We start from the raw sequence: 14,328 nt of genomic DNA, 5'->3' as shown, positions 1-14,328 counted from the left end.
GTCTCTGGTCGGGGGCGCCCGGCATCGACCTCGAATGAATGTCTGAGCCCTTGGGTCGGACCTGAAGGGCGCGTCTGCTCCGCAGATGCAGTCATGGAGAGGCGCGCTTGCATCACGGAACCATGACGAAAATGGGTCCGGCGACCGTCTGTAAGGGGCTTCCCTTACTCCGGCGCGGGGTCGACGCGCACCGGGCGCAGCGTGCGGCGCAGCGCGCGGCTGGGGCGATTGCGACGCTCGATCGGGATGGCCGACTGGAAGGCCTTGCGAAACTGATCGCGACGTTCGTGGACCGAGGCGAGCACCAGACCCATGGGCACGCCCAGATCGACCAGGGTGTTTTCGGCGAGCTGGAGACTGGCCTCGGTCGTCTCCGGCACGGCGTCGGTGACGCCCAGTCCATACAGCCGGATGGCGTGCTGGTCGTCACGGGCGCGGGCGATCAGGATCAGGTCGTCGCGCATGGACCGCGCCGTGGTGACCACCTCGTCCACCTTGGTCGGCGCGTCCATGGTGACGATCAGGGCGCGGGTGGACTGGACGCCGCAGTGCTGGAGCATCTCGCGCCGCCCCGCATCACCATAGAAGACATCGAATCCGTCACGCCGGCCGCCGGCGACCGCGCCCGCATCGGTGTCCAGGGCGATGAAGGGCTGATCGTGCGCCTTCAGCATTTCACCGATCAGCCGACCGACGCGCCCGAAGCCGACGATGATGACCGCACCGTCGGCCGCCTCCAGCGTTGGTAGCTCGACGGGCTGGCCTGCGGCTGCCGACTTGCGCGCCAACTTCTGGCCCAGCAGGGCGAGCAGGGGGATCGAAAAGATGCTCACGGTCGCCGACAGGGCCACGGTGTTGGTCAGCTGCGGCGGCGCAAGCCCCTCGACCAGGCCGGTGGCGAAGACCACAAAGGCGAACTCGCCCGCCGGCGCCAGAACGAGCGCCGTCTCCAACGCCGGGCGGGCGCCCAGGCCCCAGAAGCGGGCCAGGCTGAAGATGACGGCGGTCTTCACGATCGTCAGGGCCAGGGCCAAGCCGAACACGCCGACCGGATCGGCGGCGATGGCGTCCAGATCCAGGCCCAGGCCGACGCCGACGAAGAAGACGCCTAGCAAAAGCCCCTTGAACGGTTCGATGGAAACCTCGACCTCGCGCCGAAATTCGGTCTCGGCCAGCAGCACGCCGGCCAGAAGCGCGCCGATGCTCATCGACAGGCCGCTGGCCTGGGCGGCGAGACCGGCGCCGACCACCACCAGCAGCGAGGCGGCGACGAACAGTTCGCCGCCCTGGTCGGCCTTGCGCGCCTTGGCCACCGACCGGAACATCGGCCGCAGCACGACCCGTCCTAGCAGCACCATCAGCCCCAGGCCGATGGCGGCCGGAACCAGGGTGAATAGGGCGCGACCCAGCACGGCGGGATCCAGACCGCCGCCCTGTTGGGCCAGGGCCGCCAGGACGGTGACGGTGATCAGGATCGGCGCGACCGACAAATCCTGAGCCAGCAGGATGGCGAAGGTGGAACGGCCGACCGTCCCCTTCAGCCGCCCCCGTTCGGCCAGCACGGGCATGACCACAGCCGTCGAGGACAGGGCGAGGCCCATGCCCAGCACCACCGCGCTGGCCAAGGTCTGTCCCATCAGCATGAAGCCGCCCGCCAGCACGGCGGTGCAGACGACGACCTGCATCAGCCCCAGGCCGAACACCAGCCGACGCATGGCGCGCAGCCGCTCCCACGACAGCTCCAGACCGATCATGAACAACAGGAAGGCGACGCCTAGTTCCGACAGCTGCGCCAGCTGGCCCGGATCGCCGATGGTCAGCCACGACAGCCAGGGCAGGCTTTGCGCGAACCGGCCCAGGCCGTCCGGGCCCAGCAAAACGCCCGCTGCAAGAAAGCCCAGGATGGGGCTGACCTTCAGCCGATTGACCAGGGGCACGATGACGCCGGCGGCCGCCAGAAAGACCACCAGATCCTTATAGTCGCCGCCCTGACCGTGCATCCGCCCTCCTCGCGTCGGCGTATCTGACCCTGATCCCCCCGCCGTGGCGAGAGGTCGCATCGCAATCATGAACTTTTTTTAAGGCGACACCCCCCCTCGCCGGACTAGGGTCTGCGCCGAACCATCCAAATGCCGGGTGGGAACAGGGACATAGTGATGAAACGTCTGCTTATCGGGGCCGCCGTCGGCGCCCTTCTTCTGCCCGCCAGCACGGTTCTGGCTCAGGATATCGGTCACGACCACGCCTGCATCGACGACGCCTGCACCATCGTTTCGCTGTTCTCGGGCGAAGAGACGGCAGCCGGCTGGCAGGGCGTCGACGCGCCCCGCTACGGAACCTGGGGCTTCGACATGGCCGGTCGCGACACCTCGGTGAAGCCGGGCGACGACTTCTTCCAGTACGCCAACGGCAAGGCGCTGGAAAAGCTGGTCATTCCGTCGGACCGCACCAGCTACGGCTCGTTCGCCCTGCTGCGCGAACTGTCGGACAACCGCATGAAGGAGCTGGTGCTGGGCCTGGCCAACCGCACCGACCTGGCGCCCGGATCGGACGAGGCCAAGGTCGCTGACGCCTATCGCTCCTACATCGACGAGGCGCGCATCGAGCAGTTGGACGCCCAGCCGCTGCAACCCTATCTGTCTGCGATCCGCGCCGCCGACAGCCACGACAAGATGGCCGTCTATATGGGCCAGACGGCCGGCCGCTTCGGCTCGTCCTTCTTCGGTACCGGCATCACGATCGATTCCAAGCAACCGACCCGCTACGTCGTCTCGACGGGCCAGTCGGGCATCGGCCTGCCGAACCGCGACTATTATCTGGACGCCCGTTTCGCCGACAAGAAAGAGAAGTATCAGGCCTATGTCGGCCGGATGCTGGAGATGATCGGCTGGACCAACCCGACTGAGACCGCCGCCCAGATCGTCGCGCTGGAAACCAAGATCGCCGAGGCCCACTGGACACCGGTCGAGAACCGCAACCGCGACCGGACCTACAACGAGTTCACCATCGCTAAACTGGCTGAGGACGCGCCGGGCTTCGCCTGGCAGGCCTACTACGATGCGGCCAAGCTGGGCGGCGTGCCGCGCCTGATCGTGCGCCAGGACACGGCCATGCCCAAGATTGCGGCCATCTACGCCGAGACGCCGGTCGAACTTCTGCAGGCCTGGCAGGCTTTCCACACCGCCGACGACATGGCGCCCCTCATGTCGAAACGCTTCGCAGACGCCCAATGGGAGTTCCGTTCGCGCGATCTGTCGGGTCAGCCTGAGCAGCGCACCCGCGAGAAGCGCGCCATCTCCTTCGCCGAAGGGTCGCTGGGCGAGGCCACGGGCCGGCTCTACGTCGCCCAGTATTTCCCGGCCGAATCCAAGGCCAAGATGGAAGAGCTGGTCGCCAATTTGCGCACCGCCCTGTCGCACCGGATCGACAACCTGACCTGGATGGGGACCGAGACCAAGGCGGCGGCGCAGGAGAAGCTGCGCAAGTTTACCGTCAAGATCGGCTATCCCGACAAGTGGCGCGACTACTCCGGTCTGGACATCCGCGCGAACGACCTGGTCGGCAACGCCGAGCGCCGCGGCCTGTTCGAATGGAACTATGATCTGGCCCGTCTGAACGAGCCGGTCGACAAGTCGGAGTGGGGCATGACCCCGCAGACCGTCAACGCCTACTACAACTCGGCCAACAACGAGATCGTCTTCCCAGCCGCAATCCTGCAGCCGCCCTTCTTCGATCCGAATGGCGATGCGGCGGTCAACTACGGCGGCATCGGCGGCGTGATCGGGCACGAGATCGGCCACGGCTTCGACGACCAAGGCTCCAAGTCCGATGGCGACGGCGTGCTGCGCAACTGGTGGACGCCGGAAGACAAGGCCAACTTCGAGGCCCTGACGGCGCGTCTGGGCGCGCAATATGCGACCTACGAACCGATCGCCGGCTATCACATCAACCCTGGCCTGACGATGGGCGAGAACATCGGTGACGCGTCTGGCGTGGCCGTCGGTCTCGAGGCCTATCACCTGTCGCTGAACGGCCAGCCGGCGCCGGTTCTGGACGGCGCGACCGGCGACCAGCGCTTCTTCTATGGCTGGGCCCAGGTCTGGCAGTCGAAGTATCGCGACGAGGCGCTGAAGCAGCAGGTCGCCACCGACCCGCACTCGGCCGCACAGTTCCGCGTCATCGGCCCGCTGCGCAACGTCGACGCCTGGTACGACGCCTTCGACGTCCAACCGGGCACGAAATACTATCTGACGCCCGAGGAGCGCGTCCGTCTCTGGTAAGGCGACGCTTGTTCGAGAATCGAAAGGCCGGGGTTCGCCCTGGCCTTTTTTCATATCGAGACCGGGCTGCTCGATCTCGACGCCGTATCAAGAATTTGTCGAGGTTTCAGAGGAGTTTGTCTGGGCTTCAGACGCGAAAAAGCCCGCTGCGGGGGATACATCGCAGCGGGCTTTCGCGCTCTTTAAAGAGCGGACGTTTCCTCCCCGAAACGCCTTCGAGTGCTGCGCGCTTGAGCAACGCTTGCCCTCGAGTGGGGTCATTTGACGCAAGGGCCGGTCGGTCGTCAACGACCGGTTTCGCAAGAGTCGAACTTTCTTCGACTTATCACTGATAACCCATTTTAGGGACGGGCCATTATCGAAGCTTATTCGATAATGGACTTTATGGCGGCGACCAGGCCTTCGCGGGCGATCTTCATCTGGCCGGGGCGTTCGGCCTTCCAGGCGTCGTTGTCCGTGATGGCGGCGGCGGCGGCGCGGCCGGCGTCCAGATCCTTGATCGTGACCTCGCCGGCGGCGATCTCATCGCCGCCCAGGATGACGACAGCCGGGGCGCCGCGCCGGTCGGCGTATTTCATCTGCGCCTTCATGCCGGCGCGACCCAGATAAAGCTCGGCGGCGATTCCGGCGGCGCGCAGTTCCGCCACGGCGGTCAGATAATGGGTCATGTCGTCCTCGGAGAAGACGATGACGACCACGGGGCCGCGCACGGCGTCCTCGGCGCCCCGTCCCGCCGCGCGCAGGGCCGAGGCCAGACGCGAGACGCCGAAGGAGAAGCCGGTCGCCGGCGTGCTCTGACCGGTGAAGCGGGCGACCAGATCGTCATAGCGACCGCCGCCGCCGATGGAGCCGAAGCGGACGGGACGACCCTTGTCGTCAACCGTGTCGAGCAGCAGCTCGGCCTCGAACACGGCGCCGGTGTAATATTCTAGGCCGCGCACGATGGTCGGATCGAACTTCACGGCGTCCTGACCGACCGACATGGCGGCCAGCGCCCGGTCGATGGCGGCCAGTTCGTTCAGCGCCGCCTCGCCCGCCGCGCCGAGGTCGCCGGAGCGCGCGACAGCGTCCAGCGTCTCGGCCCGCGACAGGCCGGGGGTATTGGCCGAGGCCAGAAACGCCTCGATGGCGGCCGTGACCTTGGCGGGCAGCTGGGCGCCCTTGGTGTAGTCGCCCGAGTCGTCCAGACGCCCTTCACCCAGCAGTTGGACCACGCCCTCCCAGCCCAGGCGGTCGAACTTGTCGATGGCGCGAAGCGCCGTCAGTCGCTGACCGGCCTCGGTCACGCCGCCGGCGTCGAACAGGCCGTCGAACAGCTTGCGGTTCGAAACGCGGATCTGGGCCTGGCCGGCGTCCAGCCCGGCGGCGCGCAGGCCTTCGCAGCCCATGGCGATGATTTCGGCGTCGGCCTCGGGCCGGTCCGAGCCGACGGTGTCGGCGTCGCACTGCCAGAACTCGCGGAATCGGCCGGGGCCAGGCTTTTCATTGCGCCAGACGGGGCCATAGGCATAGCGGCGGAACGGCTTGGGCAGGGTTTCCCAGGTCTGGGCGGCGAACCGGGCCAGGGGCGCCGTGTGGTCGTAGCGCAAGGCCATCCATTCGCCCGGCTCGTCCGATCCGGCGTCGTCCTGAAGCGCGAAGACGCCCTCGTTCGGGCGGTCGGCGTCGGGCAGGAACTTGCCCAGCGCATCGGCATATTCGAAGGCTGGCGTCTCCAGCGGCTCGAAGCCCCAGCGCTCGTAAACCTCGGACACGCGCGCGACGATGCGCCGCTCGGCTGTCAGGTCGCGGCCGCGCTTGTCGGCGAAGCCGCGCGGATTGCGGGCGAGGGGGCGGGGAGGCGCGGCGTCGGTCATGGCGCGCGCTTAAGCCAAGGCGCCCTTGATCGCAAATTCTGCACGGCGGCTGACGTAAAGACAGCGTCCGTCGGCGCCATGCAATGGTCTGTTCCTAAAGACGAAATCCTGATCTCGGCGGAACCGCTGTGCGGATTTTTCGTTGATGACGCATGACGCCCCACGCCCTTCTCGTTCCGCGCACCTGCAACACCTCCGATCGCCGCACGATCCGGTGGTGGGAGTGCGAACTGATCGATGACGCCGGATCGCGCCGCTTGCAGAACCAGGCCTTCTTCTCGATCCGTGAAGCCCGGTCCTGGGCGTCGGCTCAAGGCTATCCGGTCAGTGATGACGCCGCCTCTGCGGCTGAGCTTTAATGTCCGACGCTGCGCCGAGCGGCATTCTGACCGCCGAAGCTTTCGATACGCCACGTATCCTGCTCGCCGGCGCGGTCGATTACGCCATGTACGAGCGCTTTCGCCAACAGATGGCGGAGGCGCCCGACACCGGGCTGACCGTCATCGAACTATCGACCTTGGGCGGTGATCCGGAGGTGGCGCGCATGATGGGCGAGGATGTGCGCTTTCAAAGCGACATCAATCCGTCCCGCCGGCTGGTCTTTCTGGGCAAGGCGGCGATCTATTCCGCCGGCGCCACCTTCATGAGCTTCTTTGCGGTGGAAAACCGCTATCTGACGCGCGGCGCCCGGGTGATGATCCACGAGCGCAAGATGGACACGCAACTGCACGTCACGGGGCCGCTGACGACCTGCATCGCCTCGGTTCGCGCCATGCTGAACGAGCTGGAACACTCCATCGCCATCCAGAACGAGGGTTTCGAGAACCTGGTGCGCGGATCGTCGGTGACGATGGAGGAAGTGCTGAAACGCGCCCCTGCCAACTGGTACATTGAGGCCCAGGAGGCAAAGGCTCGCGGTCTGATCGCCGAAGTGATCTGACCCGTCGGCCAGATCAGGCCTGAAGCGTTTCCACGGTCAGATTGCCATTGGTGTAGACGCAGATTTCGGCGGCGATCTTCATGGCCTTGCGCGCGACCTGTTCGGCGTCCAGATCGGTTTCCTCGATCAGGGCGCGGGCGGCCGACAGGGCGTAGTTGCCGCCCGAGCCCACGGCGGCGACGCCATACTCCGGCTCCAGCACATCGCCGACGCCCGTCACGGTGAAGATGGACGACTTGTCCGCCACCAGCAGCATGGCCTCCAGCCGGCGCAGATAGCGGTCGGTGCGCCAGTCCTTGGCGAGGTCGACGCAGGCGCGCGCCAGTTGATCAGGATACTGCTCCAGCTTGGCCTCAAGCCGTTCGATCAGGGTGAAGGCGTCGGCCGTGGCGCCGGCAAAGCCGGCCAGCACCTTGCCGCCGGCCAAGGTGCGCACCTTGCGGGCGGCGCCCTTGACGATCGTCGGGCCCATCGAGACCTGGCCGTCGCCGGCGATCACGGTGCGTCCGTTCTTGCGCACCGCCAGAATGGTGGTGCCGTGCCAGTCGGGGAAGTTGGATGCGGTCTGGGTCATGACGATCAGATGGCGCGGCCGGGGGCCGGCATCAAGTCTGTCGCGCCTTGGTGTAACGCTGTCTTATTTTGACCCCAATATTAGCTAGAAGGCGCAATCCGCTTTCGCGGTTCTTAGACATCAAGGGCCAGGTTTTGCTTTATCGCGTCGTTTTCGTGAGTGAAATGATCGGTGGTGCGAACCACACGACCCAATCGCTTGCCGAAATCCTCGGCGCGTCGGAGCGAAACAATCGCCGCGACGAGATCGGCAGCGCCATGCTGTTCCACGAGGGCGAGGCGGCCCAGGTGATTGAAGGCGCTCGTGCGGACCTGGACCGCTTGATGTCGCGCCTCTGGAAAGACCCGCGTCATCACAATATCCGCGTCCTGGATGATCGACCCGTCATGCAGCGGCGGATGCGCGAACCCGCGCGGCTGTGCGCCCTCAGCACCCAGCAGGCCGCCGACATTCTGCGCGGACGGCGCCTGAGCGATCTGTCCAGCGCGGGTCTGGAAAAGCTGCTGTCGTGCGAACACGTCCGGATGGCCGCTTAAGGCGATAGGCGACAGGCCCCTCGCGCCGGAACCTCTGCGGCGCTAGATAGGGCGGTGATCTTTTCCGAAGACGAAGTCGAACGCTATGCACGCCATCTGGTCCTGTCCGAAATGGGCGGGCCGGGGCAGCAGGCGCTGAAGCGCGCGCGGGTGCTGATCGTCGGGGCGGGCGGCGTGGGATCGCCGGCGGCGCTCTATCTGGCGGCGGCGGGTGTCGGGACGCTGGGCCTGATCGACGACGACGTTGTGGGCCTGTCCAACCTTCAGCGGCAGATCGCCTTTTCGACGGCGCAGATCGGTCGGTCGAAGGTCGAGGCGGCGGCGGAACGGCTGGTCGGCCTCAATCCGCATGTCGCGATCGAAACCTTCGCCGAGCGGATCACCGCCGAGAATGCGGCGGCTCGGATCGAAGCCTTCGACATCGTGTTGGACGGGGCCGACGATTTCCAGACCCGGCTGTGGGTCAACGCAGCCTGTGTTGCGGCGGGCAAGCCGCTGGTGTCTGGGGCGCTGGGCCGCTGGAACGGGCAGGTCGGGGTGTTTGAGGGCCAGCCCTGCTATCAGTGCCTGGTGCCCGAGATCCCGCCGGATGCGGAGACCTGTGCGCGCGTCGGCGTCGTGGGCGCTCTGACCGGCGTGATCGGGTCGATGGCGGCGCTTGAGGTCGTCAAGCTGATCACCGGCGCGGGCGAGGCCCTGACGGGACGGCTGCTGCTGTATGACGGTCTGGCGGGCTCGGCGCGGACCGTGCGGGTCGCCGCTGATCCGGAATGCCCGGTCTGCGGCTGACGATCAGGCGGCCGTCGCGAAACGGATGTCGGCCAGATCCAAGTCAGGCAGGGGCGGAGCGAAGCCCAGCGCCGGGTTGCTGAGCACCGTAACCAGACGTTCGCCGCAATAGAGATAAAGGGTCTCGAACCCGACCCAGTTGCGGGCGATCGCGTCCAGCGCCTGATTGGCCGCCGTGTCGTTCGCCGCGTCGAGGACGCAGATGTCCCGCACCGGAACGCCGGGCAGGTTGACGATGCAGTAGTAGGAGTCCAACGCACACTTCCTCGATCAGGACGCCGGAAACGAAGCGCGTTTACGACGGTTCCTCCCCTGCCAGCGGTTTTCGACAGCCGTGTGAGTTCGGTCCGACAGACTTGTGAAAAGGAGGCCTGATGGCCCGACGTCCCGCCTCGCCCAAACGGCTGAACGCCGCAAATCTCAGCGGCTTAGGGGCAGAGCGTCTGGGCGAACTGCTGATGCAGGCGGCGGATGCGGATGCGATCCTGAAGCGGCGGCTCAGGCTGGTGATGGCGGCCGAGGCAGGGCCGGACCTGATGGCCCTGGAAATCGACAAGCGATTGACGACCATCGCGGCCAGCCGCGCGCGCGTGTCGTGGCGAAAGCGGCCGGACCTGCTGCGCGATCTGGAGATACTGCGGGCTGCAATCGTCGAGGATCTGGCCGAGGACGCGCCGGCGATGGGGTTGGAGCGATTGATCGGCTGGTTCGACCTGTTTCGCGGCCTGGCAACGCGGGTCAAGGATCAGAAGGGCGAACTGGCCGACGCGTTCGAAACGGCGGCCTCGGACCTGTGGCGGATCGCCGAGGCTGCGCTTCGGACGGACGACAGCACAGTGGCCCTGATGGCGGAGGCGGTGGCGCGGCAACCGCTCGAATACGCCCGCTGGATAGGGGCGGGCGGCGACGATCTGACGGCGGACATGGCCAAGAGGCTGCTGGATCGCCTCGATACTGCATCCACCGCACGCGGCATGCGGACGGTCGTGAGACGACTGGCGGACCGGGCGGGCGATCTGGACCTGTGGCTGTCGATGACGACGCCGGAGGAGCGAGGCTCGCCGGATTCTGCGGCGGTGATGGCCAAGCGGCTGCTGGTCGCTGATCGCATTGCAGAAGCGCGTCAGGCGCTGGAGGCGGCGCTCAAACCGTCGGCCGGCAACCGGCGTTGGACCTTCGGGCGATCCCCGCAGGCCGGGCCGCCGGTCCTGACGCCGGCGTGGGAGGCGACCTCGATCGACCTCTTGGAAGCCGAGGGCCGCAAGGACGAGGCGCAAGACCTGCGCTGGGCGATGTTCGAGCGCGACCTGTCCGCGCCGGTGCTGCGGGCCTATCTGGCGCGCCTGCCGGACTTCGACGATGTGGAGGCGCTGGACCGCGCCCTGGCCCATGCCGCGACCTATGCCGATGTCGAGACGGCGCTGGGGTTTCTGATGGACTGGCCCGCGCACCGCGAGGCCGCCGCCCTGGTCGAACGCCGCATCCGCGAGGTGCGCGCGCCGCTGCCACTCAAGGCCGACTGGGCGGCGCGGCTGGGGCAGAAATATCCCAATGCGGCCGAGCGGTTGCTGGCTGCGCCCTAAAGCATTGCGGGGATGACGCGGTCAGGCGGCCGGTGGCCGTTCTGGTAGGTCATGACGTTGGCGATGACGCGGTCGCCCATGTCCTGGCGCGCCTCCAGGGTGGCGGACCCCAGGTGGGGCAGCAGCACGACATTGGATTGGCCCAACAGGCCATGATGGATCGCGGGCTCGTTCTCGAACACGTCCAGGCCCACGCCGGACAGGGCGCGCATGGCCACCGCCTGGGCCAGAGCCGCCTCGTCGATCAGCTCGCCGCGCGCGGTGTTGATCAGGATGGCGTGGGGCTGAAGCCGGGCCAGACGCTCGGCCGACAGCAGATGGTGGGTGTCCTTCGTCGCCGGACAGTTCAGCGAGACGATGTCCATCCGCGCCAGCATCTGGTCCAGGTCGTCCCAGTAGGTCGCGCCAAGCTCTTCCTCGATCAGGGCCGGGACGGGCTTGCGATTGTGATAGTGGACTTGAAGCCCGAAGGCCTTGGCGCGACGGGCCAGGGCCTGGCCGATCCGGCCCATGCCGATGATGCCCAGCCGCTTGCCCCAAAGCTTGCGTCCGCACATCCAGGTCGGGGTCCAGCCCTCGAACCGGCCTTCGGCCACGACCTGTGCGCCCTCGACGATGCGGCGGCTGACGGCCAGGATCAGGCTCATGGCCAGGTCGGCGGTGTCCTCGGTCAGGACGCCGGGGGTGTTGGTGACGATGATGCCGCGCGCCACGGCCGCGTCGACGTCGATATGGTCGACCCCGGCGCCGAAGTTGGCGATCATCTTCAACTGCTCGCCTGCGCCATTGATAAGGTCGGCGTCGATGACGTCTGTGATGGTGGGCACCAGAACCTCGGCCCGCTGGACGGCGGCCTGCAACGCGGCGCGGTCCATCGGCTGATCCTTCAGGTTCAACTCGGCGTCGAACAGCTCCCGCATCCGCGTTTCGACCGCGTCGGGCAGGCGTCTGGTTAATACGACCTTAAGCTTGCGGGGGGACATTCTCGGCCTTGGTTAGCGGGCGGCGATTCAGACGGATCAAAGCCCGCGCGACGGGTCGTTCCAATCAGTGTCTAGCAAAGCCGCCGCCATCTTCCAAAGCCTGCGACGCTGCATCGCCATCGTTGGAGCCATTCTCGGCCTCGGCGTGATGGCCAGCGCCGGCGCGACCATGCCCGACGGCCGCCCGACCCCGACCGGGCTTGAGGTGCCGCGCTGGATTTCGCTGAAGTCCTCGCACGTCCGCGCGCGCCAAGGGCCGGGCCTGGATTATCCGATCCTGTGGGAATACCGCGCCGCCGGCCTGCCGGTTCAGGTGATCGCCGAGACGACCGAATGGCGCAAGATCTGCGATCCCGACGGCGCCGTGGCCTGGATCCACCGCACGGTGTCGTCGGGCCGGCGCTATGTTTTCAACACGACCGCAGAGGAAGTGCCGATCCGGTCGGGCCGATCCGAGACCGCGTCAGTGCGCGCGCGCCTGTCGCCACGCGCCCTGGTGATGCTGGAAGAATGCGAGGAGGGCTGGTGCAAGGTCCGGGCGCGACGACTGGAGGGTTTTGTGGCCCAGCGGGCGGTGTTCGGAACCCAGGAGCGGGCACTGTGCAACGCCAATCGCCCCGCAGGCACGGGTCGCAACTGACCGCACGCTGTTGAGCGAAGCGGCGCGGTCGTGTAACCCGCGCGCAACGTCTCAAGAAACGGAAGCGCCTTGACCCAGTCCCAATATCCTTCGTCCTTCGATCATGAGGCCCTGCTGGCCTCGGGCCGCGGCGAGCTGTTCGGTCCCGGCAACGCCCAGCTGCCCGCCCCGCCGATGCTGATGTTCGACCGCATCACCACGATCAATGCGGACGGCGGAGAGCACGGCAAGGGCTATGTCGAGGCCGAACTCGACATCCATCCCGACCTCTGGTTCTTCCAGTGCCACTTCATCGGCGACCCCGTCATGCCGGGCTGCCTCGGCCTGGACGCCATGTGGCAGCTGGTCGGCTTCTATCTGGGCTGGATCGGCGGTCCTGGTCGCGGTCGCGCCCTGGGCGTCGGCGAGGTCAAATTCACCGGCCAAGTCACCCCGGACATCAAGAAGGTGGTCTACAAGATCAACCTGAAGCGCGTCATCAATCGCAAGCTGGTCATGGGCATCGCCGACGGCGTGCTGGAGGCCGACGGCCAGGTCATCTACACCTGCAACGACATGCGGGTCGGCCTGTTCGGCGCCAAGGATGAGGCGGCGGGCGGTTAACGCCCCTATATAACCGCGAACAAGGCGGACGGTCCTCGGACCAGGAAGCATCAAGAAGGAAACACCATGCGTCGTGTCGTCGTCACCGGCCTGGGCATCGTCTCTTCCATCGGCCACGGCGCCGAGGAGGTCACCCAGTCCCTGCGCGAAGCCCGTTCGGGCGTCGTTCATGCTCCCGACCACGCCAAATACGGCTTCCGCAGCCAGGTCTGGGCGCCGCCCAAGATCGGCCCGTGGGAAGAGCTGATCGACCGTCGCGCCGCGCGCTTCCTGGCCAACGGCACCGCCTGGGGCCACATCGCCTTCGAAGAGGCGCTGAAGTCGTCGGGCATGACGGCGGACGAGATCAAGGATGACCGGATCGGCCTGATCGTGGGCGAGGGCGGTCCTTCGACCCAAGTGATCTTGCAGGCGGCCGCGACCACGATCGAGAAGGGCGCGCCCAAGCGCATCGGCCCGTTCGCGGTGCCCAAGGCGATGGCGTCGGGCCCGTCGGCGGTGCTGTCGACCTGGTTCCAGATGCGCGGCATCAACTATTCGATCAGCTCGGCCTGCGCGACGTCGGCCCACTGCATCGGCGCTGGGGTCGAACAGATCCAGTGGGGCAAGCAGGACGTGGTCTTCGCCGGCGGCTGCGAGGACATCGACTGGTCCATGTCCAACATGTTCGACGCCATGGGCGCCATGTCTTCGGACTTTAACGACAATCCCTCGGTCGCCTCCAGAGCCTATGACGCCAACCGCGACGGTTTCGTCATTGCCGGCGGCGCCGGCATCGTGGTGCTGGAAGAGTATGAGCGGGCCAAGGCGCGCGGCGCAACCATCTATGCCGAAGTCACCGGCTATGGCGCCAATGCCGACGGCTACGACATGGTCGCCCCCTCGGGCGAGGGCGCCCAGCGCTGCATGAAGATCGCGCTGGAACAGGCCGGCAATCCGAAGATCGACTATCTGAACCCGCACGGCACCTCGACGCCCGTGGGTGACGCCAAGGAGATGGAGGCCGTGCGCGCCGTCTTCGGCGACCAGATGCCGATGATCTCCTCGACCAAGTCGCTGACCGGCCACTCGCTCGGCGCGGCCGGCGCTCAGGAAGCCATCTATTGCCTGCTGATGATGCAGAACGGCTTTGCCGCCGAGAGCGCCCATATCGAAAATCTGGATCCGGCGTTCGAAGGCATGCCGATCCTGCGCCAGCGCCACGACGGCGAACTGACGCACGTGATGTCCAACAGCTTCGGCTTCGGCGGCACCAACGGTACGCTGATCCTGTCGAAGGTCTGATACGAGACCGTTCGGCTCCGTCATCCTAGGGTCAAGCCTGAGGATGACGAGACGGAAGTGAAATCGACGGCTTTGTTGCGCAGGCAAGCCCGCGATCATGCTTGCGCCGTCGATTTTTCCGTGATCAGCCGTTTACACGACCGGTTCTCACCCTTAGAGAGCGTCGCCGTGACGCAGCGCCTGACCAAAGCGATGACCCTGAAAACCACCGGCTTCGGCGGGGCGGTTTCGGGTGCGCGCACGGTCTAGCGTCAAACCCG

General features: G+C 66.6%; 15 protein-coding genes. 10 read left to right on the top strand and 5 right to left on the bottom strand.

Annotated features, from left to right (window positions below):
• Window positions 1–164 precede the first annotated feature (164 nt).
• Complete coding sequence (locus BVE01S_RS12505; protein ID WP_066628066.1) at window positions 165–2,000, bottom strand: cation:proton antiporter domain-containing protein; 1,836 nt, start codon at window positions 1,998–2,000, stop codon at window positions 165–167.
• A 156-nt stretch (window positions 2,001–2,156) separates the two neighbouring features.
• On the opposite strand from BVE01S_RS12505, the gene BVE01S_RS12500 reads away from it, so the two are divergent.
• Window positions 2,157–4,280, top strand: a complete 2,124-nt coding sequence (locus BVE01S_RS12500) for a M13 family metallopeptidase (protein WP_066628064.1) — start codon at window positions 2,157–2,159, stop codon at window positions 4,278–4,280.
• A gap of 365 nt (window positions 4,281–4,645) precedes the next feature.
• Here BVE01S_RS12500 and hisS read toward each other — a convergent pair whose 3' ends face one another.
• Window positions 4,646–6,136 carry a histidine--tRNA ligase gene (gene hisS, locus BVE01S_RS12495; protein ID WP_066628062.1) on the bottom strand — a complete coding sequence of 497 codons (1,491 nt, stop codon included), beginning with the start codon at window positions 6,134–6,136 and terminating at the stop codon, window positions 4,646–4,648.
• Window positions 6,137–6,288: 152 nt separating this feature from the next.
• Between hisS and BVE01S_RS12490 the strand changes: the two genes are divergently transcribed.
• Window positions 6,289–6,495 carry a hypothetical protein gene (locus tag BVE01S_RS12490; protein WP_055807478.1) on the top strand — a complete coding sequence of 69 codons (207 nt, stop codon included), beginning with the start codon at window positions 6,289–6,291 and terminating at the stop codon, window positions 6,493–6,495.
• Complete coding sequence (locus tag BVE01S_RS12485) at window positions 6,495–7,076, top strand: ClpP family protease (RefSeq protein ID WP_066628059.1); 582 nt, start codon at window positions 6,495–6,497, stop codon at window positions 7,074–7,076. The genes BVE01S_RS12490 and BVE01S_RS12485 overlap by 1 nt, the downstream gene beginning before the upstream one ends.
• A gap of 13 nt (window positions 7,077–7,089) precedes the next feature.
• Here the strand turns inward: BVE01S_RS12485 and hslV are convergent, their stop codons facing one another.
• The gene (hslV, locus tag BVE01S_RS12480; RefSeq protein ID WP_017504950.1) at window positions 7,090–7,650 is read right to left on the bottom strand and encodes an ATP-dependent protease subunit HslV; all 561 of its coding nucleotides are present in this window, start codon (window positions 7,648–7,650) and stop codon (window positions 7,090–7,092) included.
• 68 nt (window positions 7,651–7,718) lie between these two features.
• On the opposite strand from hslV, the gene BVE01S_RS12475 reads away from it, so the two are divergent.
• Complete coding sequence (locus BVE01S_RS12475) at window positions 7,719–8,186, top strand: BLUF domain-containing protein (protein WP_280513216.1); 468 nt, start codon at window positions 7,719–7,721, stop codon at window positions 8,184–8,186.
• A gap of 54 nt (window positions 8,187–8,240) precedes the next feature.
• On the top strand, window positions 8,241–8,975 hold the full coding sequence (locus tag BVE01S_RS12470; RefSeq protein WP_066628056.1) for a HesA/MoeB/ThiF family protein: 735 nt from the start codon (window positions 8,241–8,243) through the stop codon (window positions 8,973–8,975).
• A gap of 3 nt (window positions 8,976–8,978) precedes the next feature.
• On the opposite strand, the gene BVE01S_RS12465 is transcribed toward BVE01S_RS12470, so the two are convergent.
• Window positions 8,979–9,230, bottom strand: coding sequence for a hypothetical protein (locus BVE01S_RS12465; protein WP_066628053.1), 252 nt, complete (start codon window positions 9,228–9,230; stop codon window positions 8,979–8,981).
• 119 nt (window positions 9,231–9,349) lie between these two features.
• On the opposite strand from BVE01S_RS12465, the gene BVE01S_RS12460 reads away from it, so the two are divergent.
• On the top strand, window positions 9,350–10,558 hold the full coding sequence (locus BVE01S_RS12460; protein WP_066628050.1) for a DUF6880 family protein: 1,209 nt from the start codon (window positions 9,350–9,352) through the stop codon (window positions 10,556–10,558).
• Here BVE01S_RS12460 and BVE01S_RS12455 read toward each other — a convergent pair.
• Entirely contained in the window at window positions 10,555–11,541 is a 987-nt protein-coding gene (locus BVE01S_RS12455) for a 2-hydroxyacid dehydrogenase (RefSeq protein ID WP_066628043.1), read from the bottom strand. The genes BVE01S_RS12460 and BVE01S_RS12455 overlap by 4 nt on opposite strands.
• 67 nt (window positions 11,542–11,608) lie before the next feature.
• Between BVE01S_RS12455 and BVE01S_RS12450 the strand changes: the two genes are divergently transcribed.
• From BVE01S_RS12450 to BVE01S_RS16845, 4 genes are all read left to right on the top strand, one after another.
• A complete protein-coding gene (locus tag BVE01S_RS12450; RefSeq protein ID WP_240612152.1) occupies window positions 11,609–12,181 on the top strand; it encodes an SH3 domain-containing protein in 573 nt (190 codons plus the stop codon).
• Between the two features lie 69 nt (window positions 12,182–12,250).
• A complete protein-coding gene (gene fabA / locus BVE01S_RS12445; RefSeq protein WP_055754351.1) occupies window positions 12,251–12,784 on the top strand; it encodes a 3-hydroxyacyl-[acyl-carrier-protein] dehydratase FabA in 534 nt (177 codons plus the stop codon).
• 66 nt (window positions 12,785–12,850) lie between these two features.
• Window positions 12,851–14,068, top strand: coding sequence for a beta-ketoacyl-ACP synthase I (gene fabB / locus BVE01S_RS12440; protein WP_066628041.1), 1,218 nt, complete (start codon window positions 12,851–12,853; stop codon window positions 14,066–14,068).
• Window positions 14,069–14,125: 57 nt separating this feature from the next.
• On the top strand, window positions 14,126–14,317 hold the full coding sequence (locus tag BVE01S_RS16845; protein ID WP_146112011.1) for a hypothetical protein: 192 nt from the start codon (window positions 14,126–14,128) through the stop codon (window positions 14,315–14,317).
• Window positions 14,318–14,328: the final 11 nt, after the last annotated feature.

Origin of the sequence: Brevundimonas vesicularis NBRC 12165 (assembly GCF_001592205.1) — a bacterium.
Lineage (GTDB): Bacteria > Pseudomonadota > Alphaproteobacteria > Caulobacterales > Caulobacteraceae > Brevundimonas > Brevundimonas vesicularis.
The sequence above is the reverse complement of the archived record's forward strand: the minus strand, read 5'-3'. Positions and strand labels throughout refer to the sequence as shown.